This is a genomic window from Baekduia sp. Peel2402 (assembly GCF_052567285.1).
Window position 1 is genome coordinate 2,703,501 of the sequence record NZ_CP199582.1, and the last position, 16,271, is coordinate 2,719,771.

18 protein-coding genes are annotated in these 16,271 nt (G+C 70.6%); 8 read left to right on the plus strand and 10 right to left on the minus strand.

Translation table 11 applies throughout. The features are described from left to right. Positions 1-9 precede the first annotated feature (9 nt). A complete protein-coding gene (locus tag ACT01A_RS13240) occupies positions 10-1,197 on the plus strand; it encodes a winged helix DNA-binding domain-containing protein (protein WP_445152729.1) in 1,188 nt (395 codons plus the stop codon). A 135-nt stretch (positions 1,198-1,332) separates the two neighbouring features. Here the strand turns inward: ACT01A_RS13240 and ACT01A_RS13245 are convergent, their stop codons facing one another. Then, positions 1,333-1,779, minus strand: a complete 447-nt coding sequence (locus ACT01A_RS13245; protein WP_445152730.1) for a hypothetical protein — start codon at positions 1,777-1,779, stop codon at positions 1,333-1,335. A 17-nt stretch (positions 1,780-1,796) separates the two neighbouring features. Beyond that, positions 1,797-3,164 (minus strand): hypothetical protein, encoded by a 1,368-nt coding sequence (locus tag ACT01A_RS13250; RefSeq protein WP_445152731.1) that lies wholly within the window; start codon positions 3,162-3,164, stop codon positions 1,797-1,799. A gap of 103 nt (positions 3,165-3,267) precedes the next feature. On the opposite strand from ACT01A_RS13250, the gene ACT01A_RS13255 reads away from it, so the two are divergent. Then, positions 3,268-3,615, plus strand: coding sequence for a DUF952 domain-containing protein (locus tag ACT01A_RS13255; protein WP_445152732.1), 348 nt, complete (start codon positions 3,268-3,270; stop codon positions 3,613-3,615). A 48-nt stretch (positions 3,616-3,663) separates the two neighbouring features. On the opposite strand, the gene ACT01A_RS13260 is transcribed toward ACT01A_RS13255, so the two are convergent. Then, the gene (locus ACT01A_RS13260) at positions 3,664-4,557 is read right to left on the minus strand and encodes a DUF1028 domain-containing protein (RefSeq protein WP_445152733.1); all 894 of its coding nucleotides are present in this window, start codon (positions 4,555-4,557) and stop codon (positions 3,664-3,666) included. Here ACT01A_RS13260 and ACT01A_RS13265 point away from each other — a divergent pair. Genes ACT01A_RS13265 through ACT01A_RS13280 form a run of 4 tightly spaced genes read left to right on the plus strand, consistent with a single transcriptional unit; the run spans position 4,541 to position 6,480 of the window. Next, positions 4,541-4,849: an MGMT family protein gene (locus ACT01A_RS13265; RefSeq protein ID WP_445152734.1), complete on the plus strand. Its 309-nt coding sequence runs from the start codon at positions 4,541-4,543 to the stop codon at positions 4,847-4,849. The genes ACT01A_RS13260 and ACT01A_RS13265 overlap by 17 nt on opposite strands. A gap of 2 nt (positions 4,850-4,851) precedes the next feature. Continuing rightward, the gene (locus tag ACT01A_RS13270) at positions 4,852-5,367 is read left to right on the plus strand and encodes a cupin domain-containing protein (RefSeq protein ID WP_445152735.1); all 516 of its coding nucleotides are present in this window, start codon (positions 4,852-4,854) and stop codon (positions 5,365-5,367) included. Further along, positions 5,351-5,776 (plus strand): secondary thiamine-phosphate synthase enzyme YjbQ, encoded by a 426-nt coding sequence (locus ACT01A_RS13275; protein ID WP_445152736.1) that lies wholly within the window; start codon positions 5,351-5,353, stop codon positions 5,774-5,776. The genes ACT01A_RS13270 and ACT01A_RS13275 overlap by 17 nt, the downstream gene beginning before the upstream one ends. Continuing rightward, positions 5,773-6,480: a class I SAM-dependent methyltransferase gene (locus ACT01A_RS13280; protein WP_445152737.1), complete on the plus strand. Its 708-nt coding sequence runs from the start codon at positions 5,773-5,775 to the stop codon at positions 6,478-6,480. The genes ACT01A_RS13275 and ACT01A_RS13280 overlap by 4 nt, the downstream gene beginning before the upstream one ends. Here the strand turns inward: ACT01A_RS13280 and ACT01A_RS13285 are convergent. The 4 genes from ACT01A_RS13285 to ACT01A_RS13300 all read right to left on the minus strand — a co-directional run bounded on the left by ACT01A_RS13285 (position 6,477) and on the right by ACT01A_RS13300 (position 11,175). After that, positions 6,477-7,256 (minus strand): Type 1 glutamine amidotransferase-like domain-containing protein, encoded by a 780-nt coding sequence (locus ACT01A_RS13285; protein ID WP_445152738.1) that lies wholly within the window; start codon positions 7,254-7,256, stop codon positions 6,477-6,479. The two genes, ACT01A_RS13280 and ACT01A_RS13285, sit on opposite strands and share 4 nt — an antisense overlap. Next, entirely contained in the window at positions 7,253-7,984 is a 732-nt protein-coding gene (locus tag ACT01A_RS13290; protein WP_445152739.1) for a Type 1 glutamine amidotransferase-like domain-containing protein, read from the minus strand. Before ACT01A_RS13290 ends, ACT01A_RS13285 begins: the two co-directional genes overlap by 4 nt. An 84-nt stretch (positions 7,985-8,068) precedes the next feature. Further along, a complete protein-coding gene (locus ACT01A_RS13295) occupies positions 8,069-8,845 on the minus strand; it encodes a crotonase/enoyl-CoA hydratase family protein (RefSeq protein ID WP_445152740.1) in 777 nt (258 codons plus the stop codon). 218 nt (positions 8,846-9,063) lie between these two features. Then, positions 9,064-11,175 carry a CocE/NonD family hydrolase gene (locus ACT01A_RS13300; protein ID WP_445152741.1) on the minus strand — a complete coding sequence of 704 codons (2,112 nt, stop codon included), beginning with the start codon at positions 11,173-11,175 and terminating at the stop codon, positions 9,064-9,066. 59 nt (positions 11,176-11,234) lie between these two features. Here ACT01A_RS13300 and ACT01A_RS13305 point away from each other — a divergent pair, with 59 nt between their 5' ends. Then, positions 11,235-11,678, plus strand: coding sequence for a VOC family protein (locus tag ACT01A_RS13305; RefSeq protein WP_445152742.1), 444 nt, complete (start codon positions 11,235-11,237; stop codon positions 11,676-11,678). 8 nt (positions 11,679-11,686) lie between these two features. On the opposite strand, the gene ACT01A_RS13310 is transcribed toward ACT01A_RS13305, so the two are convergent. Both ACT01A_RS13310 and nucS read right to left on the minus strand, forming a co-directional pair. Beyond that, a complete protein-coding gene (locus tag ACT01A_RS13310; RefSeq protein WP_445152743.1) occupies positions 11,687-13,189 on the minus strand; it encodes a flavin-containing monooxygenase in 1,503 nt (500 codons plus the stop codon). Positions 13,190-13,216: 27 nt separating this feature from the next. Then, the gene (gene nucS / locus ACT01A_RS13315) at positions 13,217-13,909 is read right to left on the minus strand and encodes an endonuclease NucS (RefSeq protein ID WP_445152744.1); all 693 of its coding nucleotides are present in this window, start codon (positions 13,907-13,909) and stop codon (positions 13,217-13,219) included. Between the two features lie 111 nt (positions 13,910-14,020). Here nucS and ACT01A_RS13320 point away from each other — a divergent pair, with 111 nt between their 5' ends. Beyond that, positions 14,021-15,199 (plus strand): Fic family protein, encoded by a 1,179-nt coding sequence (locus ACT01A_RS13320; protein ID WP_445152745.1) that lies wholly within the window; start codon positions 14,021-14,023, stop codon positions 15,197-15,199. A gap of 25 nt (positions 15,200-15,224) precedes the next feature. Here the strand turns inward: ACT01A_RS13320 and ACT01A_RS13325 are convergent, their stop codons facing one another. Further along, a complete protein-coding gene (locus ACT01A_RS13325) occupies positions 15,225-16,193 on the minus strand; it encodes an AraC family transcriptional regulator (RefSeq protein WP_445152746.1) in 969 nt (322 codons plus the stop codon). Positions 16,194-16,271 lie beyond the last annotated feature (78 nt).

A 16,271-nucleotide genomic window follows, 5' to 3' on the forward strand; every position in this document is an offset into this window, starting at 1 on the left:
GCTTTCGAGGTGTTGCGCTTCACCGCCGCCGAGCGGCGCGCCCGGATCGGGGTGCGCCATCGGCTGGCGGTGGACGCGCGGGCGGGGAGCGTCGAGGAGGTCGCGGCGTCGGTCGTCGGGATGCATTCGACCGACGCGGCGTCGGTGTTCGTCGCGGCGTGGATGCGCCTGGCGGACCGGACGTCCGAGGCGGCCGAGTTGGAGCGCGCGCTGTACGAGGAGCGATCGCTGGTGCGGCTGCTGGCGATGCGGCGGACGATGTTCGTCGTGCAGCGGGCGACGGCGCCAACCGTCTTCGCCGCGGCCTCGCGGGCGGTGGGCGCGCGCGAGCGGGCCAAGTTGATGAAGGCGCTGGAGGGACGGCGCGGGGCGGCTGCGTGGCTGGCGAAGGTGGAGGACGCCGCCGTCGAGGCGCTGCGCTCCGAGGGCGAGCTGACCGCGACCGAGCTCGCAGCGACCGATCCGCGCCTGGCGACCGAGGTCGTCGTCGGGTCCGGCAACTGGACGCAGAGCGTGAAGCTGGCCTCGCGCGTGTTGTTGGTGTTGTCGGCCGAAGGGCGCGTGGTGCGGGCGCGGCCGCGGGGCGGCTGGGCGTCGACGCAGTTCCGCTGGGCCGCGATGGACGCGTGGCTGGGCGAGCCGCTGGAGGCCCTGGACGAGGCCGAGGCGCAGCGGGCGCTCGCGCGGCTGTGGTTGCACGCGTACGGCCCAGCGCGACCGGAGGACCTGAAGTGGTGGGCCGGCTGGACGGTCGCGCAGACGCGCCGGGCGCTGGCCGGCGACGACGTCTTGGAGTGCGCGTTGGACGACGACGCACCCGGCGTAGTCCTGGCCGACGACGTCGAGCCGGTGCCCAAGCCCGCCGAGTGGATCGCCTTCCTCCCCGGCCTGGACTCCACGCCGATGGGCTGGAAGCACCGCGACTTCTACCTCGGCCCCCACGCCGAGCGGCTCTTCGACGTCAACGGCAACGTCGCGCCGACCGTCTGGCACCACGGCCGCATCGTCGGCGCCTGGACCAAACGGCCGTCAGGCGAGATCACCTACAGCTTGCTCGAAGACATCGGCGCCGACGCCCGGACGCTCCTCGACGCCGAGGCGCAGGCACTAGCGCCGCGCCTGGCCGACACCACGCTCGCGCCGCGCGGCCGCGGCTACGCGCCGCTGGAACGCGAGCTGGTCGACGCCTACGGCTAGCAGCCGATCTTCGCCAGCGCGCGGCGGGCGGCGGTGGACTTCAGCGCGACGTCGGCCTGCTGGAGATGCGGCCGGCGGACCAGCTGCTTGCCGTAGGCGTTGGTGCCGTCGGGTCGACGGTCGAGCGGGCGAGCGTCACTCGCACACGCGCGCCGAGCGGCTTGCGGTCCTCCTTGCGCAGCCAGGCGGGTCCGTGTCGGCGGCGCCGGCGACGTAGCCGAGGAAGCAGTTGGCCTTGCCGGCGGGCGAGTGCTTGGGTGGGTAGAGGTGACCGACCTCGGTGTCCCAGCCGTCGAGCGCGAAGATCCCGCGCGAGACCCCGCGGTTCTGCTCCTCAGCGGTGTCGGGCAGGCGGCCCTGCGGGTCGCGGTTGAGCTTGAAGGCGATTGCGTAGCGGTAGTCCCCGAGGCTCGTCGTCGGATCGGCGTGCTGCCATCCGGTCAGGCGGAAGGCGATCGGGCCGCGCAGCAGCTTCGTGGTGCTCGGGGTCTTCTGCGACGCGGGCGCCGCGGCCGGAACGGCGAGCAGCGCGACAACCATGAGGGCCGCCGCGCCGTGCCTTGCGTCGAGGTGCGTGCGCATTGGCGCGGGCGTACCCGCTAACGCGAAACCTTCAGCGTCGTCGTCGTAGCCTTGCCGCCGGACTTCGGCGTGAGCGTGACCTTGACGGTCAGCTTCGCGCCGCGCGGCAGGGTCTTCTTGGCCTTCAACTTGAGCGTGACCGTCGTGTTGGCCTTGACGGGCTTGGACGCCGCGGAGGCGACGGTCTTGCCCTTGCGCGTGGCGGTCGCGGAGAGGCGGCCGGCAGACGGAACGGTGACCTTCACCGTGATGGACCTGGTGGAGACCTTGCCGGCGCGAGCGAGGAAGGCGCCCGCCTTCTCGGCGTCGCCGCCCTTGGCGGAGGAGCCGCCGCTCGGCGTGGAGGTGCCCGGCGTGGTCGGCGTCGTCGGCACCGCGGGCTTGACCGGGCGCGTCGAGGGATCGGGCAGGTCGGCCGGGCCCCAGTCGGGGAACTTGCCGCCGGGTGCGATCGTCGTCACCTTCACCGCGGCCGAGTCCGGGCAGGCCTGCTGGAGGTCCGGCAGCTCGACGATGTACAACCCCGAGTCGTCCGACATCGCCAGGCGGTTGCCGTCCGGCGAGAACGACGGCGAGGCCCACGCGCCGGCGCGCTTGGGCGCGTTCAGGCACGGCTGCGGCGGGTTGGCCTCGCTCGGCGCGCCGGTCTGGTGGTAGACGCGCAGCGCATCGCCCGCGGAGTTGGCGACGGCGGCAACGCCCGTGCCCTGGCGGTTGAGCTCGGCGTCGAAGAGGTTCTGGGTGCCGTCGTTGAAGTCCGAGAACCACGCGACCGCCTCGTGCTTCTCGTCGCCGAGCACGTCGATGCCGGTGTGCTCCAGGTAGGCCGACGACGGGCCGCTAAGCAGCGTGCGCGCGTTGTCGATCCAGGCCGGATCGGTCCAGCCGTAGTTGGGGTTGAAGTTCGGGTCGTGCCAGTCGCCCGGGCCCGTGGCGGTGCTGTAGCCCGTCGCGGCGTACAGGTGGCCCTCCCAGCAACCGCCCGGCAGGCCGCAGTTGGGATCGCCGTGCGTGTACTGCACGTACATGCCGTAGGCGACCTTCGTGCCATCCGGCGAGATCACCGGGTCGTACGGGCCGTTGATCGTGACCGTGCCCGCCGTGCCGTCGGCGATCGGCGAGAAGTCGGCCTGCACCTGGCCCCAGCGATCCATCAGCCGGAAGCGCTTGCCGTGCAGCGCGAGGATCCGGCCGTCGTCGGCCTGCGAGGCGTAGGAGTAGCCGCCGTCGGTGGTGACCTGGTGGTCGCGGCCGCCATCGGGCGTCGTCAGGTGGACGTCGCCGTCCTTGATGTAGGAGATCGAGTCGGCGTGGGCCGCGGCGGGCGCGACGGCGAGGGTGGCAAGCGCGGCGGTGGCCAGGGCGAGAGGCAGAGGGGAGCGCATGGCCGTCCATGCTGCGGGCGCGCCGCCGTTCGGGCAATCGGGGGAACCCCTGGCGCGCCCGTCTTGGCCGGTTTCCCGCACCCCTGCGCTACGGTCTCGCGCCATGGCCCCCGACGACAGCACGATCCTGCACATCACCACCGACGCCGCGTGGGCGAAGGCGCGCGAGGATGGCGAGCTGACGACGCCGTCGCTGGCCGAGGAGGGGTTCATCCACTGCTCGACGTTCGCGCAGGTCGAGTCGACGGCTGACCGGATCTTCCGCGGCAGCGGCGACCTGCTGGCGCTGGAGCTGGAGATCGAGCGGATCCAGGCCGAGCTGAAGTGGGAGCGCGCGACCGACGTCGGCGACGAGTTCCCGCACATCTACGGGCCGCTGAACATCGACGCCGTGGTGGGCACGCGCGCGCTGCGCGAGACCGACGACGGATATCGGGTCGATCGCGTCTAACCCGCGATATGCGCGGGTCAGGCGCGACTCACCGATGAGCGGCGGACGCTACTCCCCCAGCGCCGCGAGCAGCGCCGCCGCCGACGGCGCGACGTCGGGCTCCAATCGCGCCAGGACCGTCCTCCACCCCGGCTGCTGCGCCATGGCCCGCCGCACCTGCTCCAGCCCCAGCTCTCGGTCGCCGTGCTCGAACTCGGCCAACCCCGCCCAGAACAGCAGCTCGTGGTTTCCCGGCGCCAGGGCGGCGGCGGCGCAGTAGGCCTCCGCGGCCTCGGCGAGCCGTCCTTCGCCGGTGAGATCGTCGCCGCGGGTGGCCAAGGTGTAGGCATCGTGCAGCGTCAGGATGCGTTCCAGCTCGTCCAGCGGCTCGTCGTGGTCCTCGACGCGCAGCTCGACCACTCGGTCCCACGGCTCGCCGCTCGCCGGGACGACCACGAGCGCCGCCGACTGCCGTCCGCGCGCGTCGCCGCCCGCGGCCTCGGCCGCATGGAGCGCGGCGAGCAGCCGCCGCGCCAGAGGCCCGGTCGAGCGCGTGAAGGCGTCGGCCATGGCCGGCCACACGCCCTCGTTGTCCATCAGGTTGGCCTGGACGCTGAACGCGTCGCCGGTCGCGTGGCCCGCAGAGGCCATGCAGCGTGGTCCCGTCCAGACCGCGGGCGGGCCGTCGGCGCCGATCACGGCGACCTGGCGGAAGGGCGCGGTGGCGTCGGCGTCCAGAAGCGAGCGAAGGGCGGCGGAGGGCGCGCTCCCAGAGGCCAGCGCATCCAACAGCCGCGGCCCGTATGCGCGCTCCGCGGTCGCCTGCGTGCACACCGCGCCGACGCCCGGCCGGGCCCAGGTGACGATCGAGCCCACGGAGAACCAGTGCGACTGCACCGCCGCTCCCAGCTCGCCGGTCTGCTCGTCGCGTGCGACGATCGAGTACGTGCCACGGCGGACCATCGACCAAGCATCGCACCCCGCGCACCACCGGGAGATCCTCGACCGCGTCGCCGAGATCCCGGAGGGCTTCGTCCGCACCTACGGCGACCTCTCCCCTGGCGCCCCGCGGCTGACCGGCACCGTCCTGCGGATCCACGACACCGCCGCCGTGCCGTGGTGGCGCGTCGTGCGGGCCGACGGCTCGCTGGCCCAGGGCGAGCGCCAGCGTCAGCTGCTGTGGGACGAAGGCGTGCCGTTCACGCGCGCTGGGAAGGTCGACCTGCGCGTCGCACGGATTCCGCGGGACGTGTGAACATGTCCGGAATCGTGGCCCCGAACCTCAACAGCCCCAACTACGACGAGCCCCGCGAGACGCTCGAGGGCTTTACCGCCTACCGCGCGCGGCTCGGCCACCAGCTGCGCACCGAGCGCATCGGCCTCAGCCAGTGGCTCATCCCAGCCGGACAGGTCGCCTACCCCTATCACTTCCACCTCGCCGAAGAAGAGGTCCTGGTGTTGTTGAAGGGGTCGCTCGCCCTCCGCACGCCGGACGGCTGGCAGCGCCTCTCCGAGGGCGACGTCGTCCGCTTCCCGGTCGGCGAGGACGGCGCTCACCAGCTCGTCAACGACAGCGACGCCGACGTCACGTTCCTGGCGATCTCGACCCACGGCCAGCCCGACGTCGTGATCTACCCCGACGAGGGCAAGCTCTGCGCCGCCGAGCGTACCCCGGACGGCTCCGGGATCAAGACCTACTTCATGATGGACGAGCACGTGCCCTACGACACCAACATCACGCCGCCGGAGGTCCCCGATGTGGGCGCAGCGTGAGCTGACGTTGGACCCCAAGCCGCGCGGCTTTCATCTCGTCACGCGGGAGGTTGTCCAACAACTGCCCGAGCTGAGCGAGCTACGCGTAGGCCTGCTGCACCTCCACATCCTCCACACGTCCGCCTCGCTGACGCTCAACGAGAACGCCTCGCCCGACGTGCGCCGCGACTTCGAGACGTGGGCCAACGCCTACATCCCTGAGAACTTCGCCTGGACGCACACCGACGAGGGCGCCGACGACATGCCCGCGCACGTCAAGGCCTCCATCATGGGTCCGTCGCTGACGCTGCCGGTCGCGCGCGGGCGCCTCGCGCTCGGCACCTGGCAGGGCATCTACCTCTGCGAGCACCGCGACCGCGGCGGCGCTCGCTCGCTGATCGCCACCATCAACGGCGAGACCCAGGCGTGAGCGCCGCCACCGCCGAAGGCCCCTACGCCGCGCTCGTCGCCCAGCACGGGCTAAGCGAGTCCCACCGGCTCGTGCTCGACGAGGTCCCGCCGGGCTCACGCGTCCTGGACGTCGGCTGCGCGACCGGCTACCTGGCGGCGGAGCTGACCAAGCGCGGATGCACCGTCGACGGCGTCGAGTTCGACCCGGTTGCCGCCGAGCAGGCGCGCAAGCCCGGGCGCTGCCGCGAGGTCGTCGTCGGCGACCTCGAGGCGCCGCTCACGCGCGAGGCGGTCGAGGCGATGGTCGGCACGCGGCCGGACGTCGTCGTCTGCGCCGACGTCCTGGAGCACCTGCGCGACCCGTGGTCGACGCTCGCGTGGCTCCACACGCTGCTTCCGGCGGGCGGTCGCGCGGTGATCTCCGTCCCGAACATCGCGCACTGGACCGCCCGCCGGGCGCTGCTGCGTGGCCGCTTCGACTACGCGGACTTCGGCCTCTTCGACCGCACGCACCTTCGCTTCTTCACGCGCGCGAGCGCCGCGGAACTGGCGCGCCGTGCAGGTTTCGCCGTCCTGCGGGAACGTCCGGCTGGCGCCCCACTCCCGCTGGAGTCACGGGTCCCAGCGCTCCGAGCGGTGCGCGACCGGTGCGTACGCCGGTATCCCGAAGCGTTCGCGTTGCAGTTCGTGTTGGTGCTGTCACCGGAACAACCAGTGGGCTAGCCGGGGCCATAGCGGGTCCTCCTCCACTCCTTGATGTCGTCGGGCAGCGGCCGCGTTCCCAGCGGCCCCGCCCCCAAAAGCTCAGGCGCCAGGCGCTTGCGCACCAGCTCGCCGCCGACCGCGTCGACGCGCAGCGCGGTCGTGCCCTCGCGCGCGGTCACCACGCGCTTTAGCTCGGTGCCCTCGAAGACCAGGCCGACGCCGTCGTCGGCCGCCCACCCGCCGGGCACCGAGCCGGACCGCACCGCCTCCAGCCAGACCGGCAGGCGCTCGGGCTCGCCGTCAGCGTGGACGCTCATCGAGCCGGGCAGGAAGCCCAGGCCGCGGATGGCCTCCGGCGGCCCGAACGACTTGGTGCAGCCGCCCTCGAACCAGCACATCGCGCCGGCGCTCAGCCCCGCCAGGACGATCCCGCGTTCCCACGCCTCGCGCAGGACGACGTCGAGGCCGTGCGCCATCCAGATCGCCATCAGGTTGCGCATCGACCCGCCGCCGACGTAGACGACGTCGTGGGCGAGCACGATCTCCCGCAGCGAGCGCGGATCGCCATGGCGGCGGAACAGCGACAGCACGGTCGCCAGCGCGGCGCGGCGCCCGTAGGTCATGTGGAACGCGGCGATCTGCTCGTTGGGATCGCCGGACGCGGTCGGCAGGAACAGGATCCGCGGCTCGCGCCGGCCGCTCAGCTCCAGCACCAGCTCGTCCAACGCGGGGTCTCCGGGCTGCGACGTGAAGCCACCGCCGCCCATCGCGAGGATCGTGGGCGTGGCGGTCACGCGGCCGCGGCGAGCTTCGCCGCGCCCAGGTACTCGACCGCCAGCTCGTGCTCACCGTCCTTGGAGATCCGGAACGCGCGCGCGTTGGGCTTCGAGGAGACCGCGCGCAGCAGCTCGCGACCCTCGAAGTGCAGCGCGGCGCTGTCCTGCGCCGCGTAGCCCTCGCGCATCCGGCCGTCGGCGATCATGTCGCGGAAGACCTCGCCGCGCACCGCCTCGCCGTCGTAGTGCACGCAGTTGGAATGCGGCAGCAGGCCGAGGCCGCGAACCGACTCCGGCGGACCGTGGAAGGCGGTGATCGCCTCGCTGAACCAGCACAGCGAGCCGGCGCTCAGCCCGCACAGCAGGACGCCGCGGCGCCAAGCGCGCTTGAGGATCTGGTCCAGGCCGTGCGCGCGCCACGTGCCGAGCAGGCTGAGGACCGAGCCCCCGCCGACGTAGATCAGGTCCTGGCTGAGCAGGTGTTGCTCGAGGTCGCCCTCGACCGCGCCCGCGCCCTTGTCGCGGCGAAACAGCGAGACGTGGCTACAGTCCGCGCGCGCCGCGAACTCGCGATAGAAGCGCACGACGTAGTGGTCGGCGTCGCCGGACGCGGTGGGGATGAAGCAGACCTTGGGCCGGTCGACGCCGGTCTGCTCCAACACGTAGTCATCGAGGAGCGGGTTGCCCGCCTCCATCGAGAACCCCCCGCCGCCGAACGCGACGATCTGCGGTGGCCGCATGGACATGGCGAGATGGTGCCCGCGCGCGCTGCCCGGCCGCTCATACGGACGGTCGGAAGCGCGCTCGACCGGTGGTCCTGAGAGTTGTGGTTAAGCGTTGCGCCACACGGGATCGCGCTTCTCCTTGAAGGCCGAGGCGCCCTCCTTGGCATCGTCCGACGCGAACACGTGCCCGCTGATCGCGACCTGCTCCTGCCAGGCGTTCTCGGAGGTCCAGTCGAACTGCTTCTGGACGATCTCCTTCGAGGCGGCGACGGCGAGCGGGCCGTTCTTGACGATGGCGCTCGCGAGCTCCTGCGCCGCGGCCACCGCGCCACCCGGCTCGGCGATCCGGTTGACGACGCCGAGCTCATGGAAGCGCTCGGCGGGCCACGGGTCGCCGGTCAGCGCCAGCTCCATCACCGCGTGGTAGGGCATGCGCTTCGGGAGGTGCAAGAGCGCGCCGCCGGCGGCGACCAGCGAGCGCTTGACCTCCGGGATGCCCATCTTGGCGCCGCTCGCCGCCACGATCAGGTCGCACCCGAGCGCGACCTCGAAGCCGCCCGCGACCGCGAAGCCCTCGATCGCGGCGATCAGCGGCTTCTTGGCGCCGCGCTGGGCGATGCCCGCGAAGCCGCGGTCGCCGAACCACGGCGACTCGCCCTTGACGAACGCGCCGAGGTCCATCCCCGCGCAGAAGAACCCGCCCGCGCCCGTGAGGATCCCGACCTGCAGCGCGTCGTCGCCGTCGAGCTCGTCGAGCGCATGGGCGATGCCCTCCGCGACCGCCGCGTTGACCGCGTTGCGGACCTCGGGGCGGTTGATGGTGATGACCAGGACGCCGTCAAGGCGCTCGGTCAGGACGGCGGGCTGGGACACGTCGGACATGGCGCGGGAGCCTATTGCCCTGCGCCACGTCCGACGTGCCCAGCCGATCGGCACGTCCTGCCCGGTCGTCTCTGGTCGCGGGCGCCCCGGCCCGCTCTACTGCTCCTCGACACACAGCGGCGGTCCTGCACCCACGTCACGCCCTCGCATCCTCAACTTCCGCGGAGGAGACGGACATGAGCAGGACCGCCGCTGCTTTGTTCAGCGCCTCAGCGGCCTCAGCGGCACGGCTCACCGCGCAGCGCCGCGCAGGCCTGCGGCAGCGGCGTCGGGACCGTGACGTCGCCGGTGACCGGCAGCGTGAGCAGGAGGCCGGAGACGCCAACCGTCGGCGTACCGGTCTTGGGCACCGCGTCGGCGAAGGACCAGACGGGCTGGTCGCCGCTCGGCGGGCCGAGCGTCACGCGCAGGCGCGAGCCGGCGCGGTAGGCGTGGCCCTGGTAGTAGAGCGGGATCGTGATCCGGGTCGGCTCGCCGGACTTCAGCGGCTGGCGGTCCTTGGCGCGGAGGGAGAGGACCGGTGCCAACTCGGTGGACTTGGCCGCGTCGAGCTTGCGCATCGAGGCGCGCAGCCAGCCGGACTGGACGAAGACCTCGCCACCGTCAGGGCGGATCTCGCTGACGGTCGCCTGGAGGTCGACGTCAGGAACCGTCGTGGTGATCGTCGCCTGGACGCGGCCGGCGCCGACGACCGTGGTGTCCTGCTTCAGCGGCTCCGAGGTGTAGGAGTAGACGCTGCCGGGCGCTGGCTGGGTCCAGGTGTAGGACGGCGTCGCGGTCCAGAGGCCGTTGGTGCCGGTGGCGGTGTTGCCCTTGAAGCTCGTGGCGGGGCGGGAGCTCTTGGACCACGTGAACGACCCGTCGGCGCCCGGGCCGTAGGTCGTGCCGGTGGCGCGGACGGGCCAGCTCGGGAAGTCCTGGGTGAGGCCCGGGCCGGGCGCGAAGGGCGCGGGGCCGCCGGCGCCGTTGTCGAAGGCGACGCGCACCTGCGGCTGGGCGCGCCAGGCGGCGAGCGCGCTGTTGTAGTCGGGGGCGTTCTGGATCGGGTCGGCCGGGAGCGTGAGACCGTCGACGCCCATCGCGGTCTTGAACACGACGGGCGCCAGGCCCTTGGTTGCGTCGCTGAGGTGCGGGGCGCGCTTGGCCACGTAGAGCTCGAGGAAGTCGAACCAGCGCGTGAACGTGGCGGGGTCGAGCGAGTCGATGTGCGTGCCGTTGGTGAAGGTGAACCACTTGTCCTTGGTGCCCGTGAACCGGTCGGCGAGCGCCGGGCAGTGGCCGCCGGTCTGCTCGTCGGTGAACTGGCAGGCCAGGAAGGTCGGGGCCTTGATCTTGTTCACGAACGTGATCGGCGCCAGCGGGTCAGCGACGGACGGCACGTAGGTGTCGTTGTCCTCGCTCTTCTTGAGCAGGTCGACCGCTTGAGGGTGCAGCGCCTGGTTGGCCTTGCAGGTCTTGTCGCCGTTGTTGATGCGGTTGAGCGCCCACGTCTGGCCGCCGGTCTTCGAGGCGGCCTTGGCGTCGTGCACGCGGTCCTTGGCCCAGGAGAGGGCGAAGCCCGTGTTGAGGATGCCACCCGGGTACAGCGTCGTCTGGGTGTTGTCGATGACGCTCAGCGGCGTGATCGCGGCGAGTGATGGTGGTTGGGTCGCCCCGACGAAGAGCTGGCTGATGCCGCCGTAGGAGATGCCCATCATCCCGACCTTGTGGTGGGCGACCCAGGACTGGCGCGCGACGGTCTCGACGACGTCGTAGCCGTCGAGGCCCTGGAGCGGCTCGAAGTAGTCGAACGCGCCGCCCGAGCAGCCGGTGCCGCGCATGTTGACGTCGACGACCGCGTAGCCGAGCAGCTGCGCGACCTGGGCGATCGAGGACTCACCGCCGGACGGGTTGGCGTAGCCGTAGCCGGAGTACTCGATCAGCGTCGGGTAGGGCGGCTTACCGGCGGGCAGGCGGACGGCGATCGCCAGCTTGGTGCCGTCACGGGTGGTCAGGTAGCCGTAGCCCTTAGCCGGGATCTTCTGGGTGTAGGACTCCGTCGTAACGGGCGCGCCGCGGGTGGAGAAGACCTTGATCTTGGTCGTGCCGACCTTGTAGGTGCCGGGCTTGACGTCGCGGAAGACGGCGCCGCCGAGCTTTCCGGCGCGTTGCGTCTTGACCGCGCGGCCCTTGGCGGTGCGCAGCACAAGCGTCGCTCGGGGCTTGGCGCCCGTCACCTGCACCTGTTCGGCGCTGCCGCGCGCGACGACCTTCCCCTCGGCCGCCGCCGTCATCGCACCGCTCGTCATCACGGCGCTCGCGAGCACCGCCACTGCTAGAGACCGACCCATGTTCGGCACCCTCTCACACCGCGGCGATGAGTTCTCCCGGTCCAGCCCGTCCTTGGCGCATGACCACCTCACCGCGCCTCATCTTCGTCAACCTGCCCGTCGCCGACGTGGCCGCCTCTACCGCGTTCTTCCGCGCGCTGGGCTTTGAGTTCGACCCCAAGTTCTGCGACGACGGCGCCGCCTGCATGGTCGTGTCGGAGTTCGGCTACGTGATGCTCCTGGAGCAGTCGCGCTTCGCGGACTTCACGGTCAAGCCGCTGGCCGACGTCGCGGCGACCACGGGCGCCCTGGTCTGCGTCTCGGCCGAGAGCCGCGAGGACGTCGACCAGTTCGCCGACGCCGCGCTGGCCGCCGGCGGGGCACCCGCCAAGGAGCCGTCGGATTACGGCTTCATGTACGGCCGCTCGTTCCTCGACCTCGACGGCCACCACTGGGAGGTCATGTGGATGGACCCGATCGCGGTCGAGAAGGGCCCGGCGGCGATGGCCGAGGTGGGCGCCTAGGCCTAGGCCTAGGCCGCGACCGCTTCGCCGGCCGCGGCGGCGGGCGAGGGCGTCGAGCGCGAGAACTCGATGCCCTCGTCCTCCAGCGAGCCGCGACGCAACATGATGATGTCGCGCGCGTAGTTCTGGTACAAGCGCCAGGGCGCGCGGGTGCCCTGCTTGGGGAACGCCGCCAGCGCGCGCTGGACGTAGCCGGACTTCAGGTCGATGAACGGCAGCGTGCTCTCGCCGGCCGGCAGCGCGCGCGGCATGACGCGGCGGTAACCGTTGGCGTCCATGTGGTTGAGCATCCGGCAGATGTACTCACACGTGAGGTCGCACTTCAGCGTCCACGAGGCGTTGGTGTAGCCGAGCGCGATCGCCAGGTTCGGGATCCCGGTGAACATCATGCCCTTGTAGCCGACGGTTTGGGAGAGGTCGATCTCCTCGCCGTCGACGGCGAAGTCGATGCCGCCAAGCGGGAGCAGTTGCAGCCCGGTGGCCGAGATGATGATGTCGGCTTGTAGGTGTTGCCCGGACTCCAGGCGGATGCCGTCGGGCGTGAAGCTCGCGATGCGGTCGGTGACGATCGAGGCCTTGCGGGAGCGCAGCGCCTTGAAGAGGTCGCCGTCGGGGACGAGGCAGACGCGCTGGTCCCAGGGGTTGTAGCTCGGCGTGAAGTGCGGGTCCAACGGGACGTCGTCCGGGAGCTGGCGCTTGACGGTCGCGGCGACGATGCGCTTGATCAGGCCGGGCGCGCGGCGCGAGAGCTGGAAGAAGAGGCCCTGGGCGGCGACGTTCTTCCAGCGCAGGGCGGTGTAGGCCGCCTTCTCGGGCAGGACGCGGCGCGCAACCTTGGCGATCGGGTCCTCAGCGGGCAAGGTCATGATGTAGGTCGGCGACCGCTGCAACATGGTCACGTGCTGCGCGCCGCCGTCGGTCATCGCGGGGACGAGCGTGACGGCGGTGGCGCCAGAGCCGATGACGACGACGCGCTTGTTGGTGTAGTCGAGGCCGGACGGCCAGAACTGCGGGTGGATGAGCGTGCCGGTGAAGGCATCCGCGTTGGGGAAGTCGGGCGTGTAGGCGGCGTCGTAGCGGTAGTAGCCGGTGCAGCCGAAGACGAAGTTGGCGGTGAGGGTGACCTGCGCGCCCGTGTCCGTCCGCTCTGCGGTGACGGTCCACCGCGAGTCGGCCGACGACCACGTCGCGCGCGTGACGCGGTGGCCGAAGCGGATGTGGCGCTCGATGTCGCCGTCGCGCGCGGCGCCGCGCACGTACTCCAGGATCGACGGGCCGTCGGCGATCGCCTTGGCCTCGGTCCACGGCCGGAACGAGTAGCCGAGCGTGAACATGTCCGAGTCCGAGCGGATGCCCGGGTAGCGGAACAGGTCCCACGTGCCGCCGATCGCCTCGCGCGCCTCGAGGATCGCGTAGGTCTTTCCCGGACACGAGGTCTGGAGGTGATGGGCCGCGCCGATGCCCGAGAGCCCGGCGCCGACGATGAGGACGTCGACGTGGTCGCTACTCATCGGCCCATCATGACCGAACGAGCGCGTTCAGACCAGGAACAGCGTGAGATCCGGCTCGCGCTCGCCCCGGAGCACCGCCAGGTCCACCTCGACGCAGCGCATCCCCCGCGACTCCGCAAGCACCCGCGCCTGCGGCTTGATCTGCTGCGCAGCCAGCACGCCGGTGATGTCCGCCATCGCCGGGTCCTCCTTGATCCGGTCGAGGTAGCGCGTCAACTGCTCGACCGCATCGATCGTCGCAACCCGCTTGATCTCGACCGCGACCCAGCCATCGTCCGCGTCCCGGCACATCAGGTCCACCGGCCCGATGTCCGTCGGCCACTCCCGCCGCACCAACCGGAACCCCTCGCCACACCAGTGCGGCTGCTCGGCCAACAGCTCCTGCAGATGCGCCTCGACCCCATCCTTCTCGAGTGCCGCCGCCTCGCCCATGTCATGCGTGACATCGCTGATGACCTCCTCGATCGCGATGTCGAGCCGATCCTCCGTGGCGCCGGCACGCTTACGGACGACCATCCGCTCCAGGACGCCATCCTCGGCCTCCTCCAGCTCGATCACCGTCGGCGGCGTCATCCAATTCTGCGGCTTAAACCCTCCGGTATCGGCATGCACCATCACGCTCCCATCCGACTTGATCATCAACAACCGCAACGCCATCGGCAGGAGGGCGTCGAGGCGGCCGGAGTAGCGGACTTCACAGCGGGCAACGATGAGACGCACAAGACGTACCGTAGACGTCTCGCCTCTCGGAACGACGCGAGGCGTCTCCGGATCCATGACGTATTGATAGATAGCTGCACGCACGTGACGGATTGATAGATTGAATCTGTCATGGATGTGTATTCGCCCCCCACCTTGGATGCCGTGGATCTTGAGGTTCTTCGACTGATCGAAGGTCTTCGCAAGGAGATGAGCTGGCAGGTGGCCGAACCACGGCGGTGGTACGGAAGTCTGCGGCGCATGACGCTTGCCAAAGCTGTCCAAGGCTCGAATTCAGTCGAGGGATACAACGCTTCGCTCGACGACGTCGCCGCCCTGATCGATGGTGAGCCGAACCTTGAAGCGAACGAAGAAACAGTCCTGGCGTTAGCCGGCTACCGCGATGCCATGACCTATGTCCTCCAGGTCGCCCAAGACAGCGAGGTCATGATCGACGAGGGGCTCATGAAGGCCTTGCACTTCATGATGATCAAGCATGACCTGCCCAAGTGGCCCGGTCGATGGCGACCCGGTGAGATCTTCGTCGAGGAAGAGGAGACCGGTCGCAAGGTCTACGAAGGACCCGACTCGGACAGCGTTCCCGCGCTCATAGCCGCGATGACGTCCCAGCTCAACCGGGACGACGGACCTGTGCTCGTGCGCGCTGCGATGGCGCACCTCAACCTGGTGATGATCCATCCGTTTCGCGACGGCAACGGACGAATGGCACGGGCCCTACAAACCCTCGTACTAGCGAAGGAGCGCATCGTTGCGCCAGTGTTCTCGAGCATCGAGGAGTACATCGGACGCAACACGAAGGAGTACTACCAAGTCCTAGGAGAAGTCGGCCAAGGCTCATGGCACCCGCACAACGACGCCTTACCCTGGGTCAGGTATTGCCTGACCGCTCACTACCGGCAGGCGAAGACGCACCTGCGGCGCATAGAAGAAGTGCAAGCGCTCTACACGCGGTGCGCGGAACTCGCGTCTCTCCGCAAAGTTCCAGAGCGAACGGTTGGCCCTCTCGTGGAGACAAGCTTCGGGCTGCGCTTGCGAAACTCGAGCTATCGGCGAATCGTCGAACAGACCGAGGGCGAGGAGATCTCCGACCTCACAGCAAGCCGTGATCTGCGCCAACTCGTCGACTCGCAGCTCGTCGAGCCGCATGGACAGAACCGCGGTCGGTACTACACCGCCGGTGAAGCCATCAAGTCGATGTGGGGCGAGGTCCGCGTGAGCCGTCCGCCGCGAGGGGAATACGACCCGTTCGTCGTTGCCCGACAGAACCTGCAACTCGAATTCGACGTGTGATCGACAGACGTCGCAGCGGGCGATCTCAAGCGCTGCGGAGGAGATCGTCGGAGATCGAGCGGAGGCTGCGGTGCTCCGCGGGTGAGACGCCGCGGACGCGTTTGAAGGCGGTCGAGAGGGCGAAGGCGGAGGAGTAGCCGACTTGGGGGGCGACGGAGGCGATGGTGGTGCCGGGTTCGCGGAGGAGGTCGGCGGCGAGGGTGAGGCGCCAGGTGGTGAGGAAGGCGATAGGTGGCTCGCCGACGAGGTCGGTGAAGCGGCGGGCGAGGGCGGCGCGGGAGACGCCGACGGCGTCGGCGAGGGTCGCGACGGTCCAGGGCTGGGATGGGTTGTTGTGGATCAACGTCAACGTGGGGCCGACGATGGGGTCGGCCTGGGCGCGGTACCAGCCGGGTGCGTGGGTCTCGTCGCGGGCGAACCAGGCGCGTAGGGCGGCGATCAGCAGGAGGTCGAGGAGACGATCCAAGACGGCCTCCTGGCCGGGCTCGTCGCGGGCGATCTCCTCGGCGAGATAGCCAACGAGCGGGTTCTGCCAGGAGGCCGCATCCACGTGCAGCGTCGGCGGCAGCGCGTCGAGCAGGCGGCGACTGGTCTCGGATCGCAGCTGGTAGGTGCCCGTCAACAACATGGTCTCGCCGTCGGGGCTGTTGCCCCACGTTCGCACGCCGAGGTCGCCCATCTCCGGGAGCTCGCGACCATCGGGCAGCACGCAGCGCTGGCCCGGGAGGATCACCACCTGCGGCGCGGTGTCGGGCGCGTCAGCGACCGTGTAGGGATCCGGGCCGCGCAGGACGGCAACGTCGCCCGCGCGCAGGACGAAGGCCTCGGCGCCGTCGGCGTCGGGCAGCACGTGCGCCGTGCCGCGGACGAGCGCGACGAGCGTCAGCGGCGCCTCGTCCTCGATGCGCATCGACCACGGCGGATCGAGGACCGAGCGCAGCAGGAACGCGCCGCGGGCGCGCGGACCGTCGAGCAGGCCAGCGATCGAGTCCATGGCGACGACTGTAGACGCTCGCGCATGGATCGGCGAGTTCTGACCATGGACCGTCTCACGAAGGCGGTGTTCCATGCT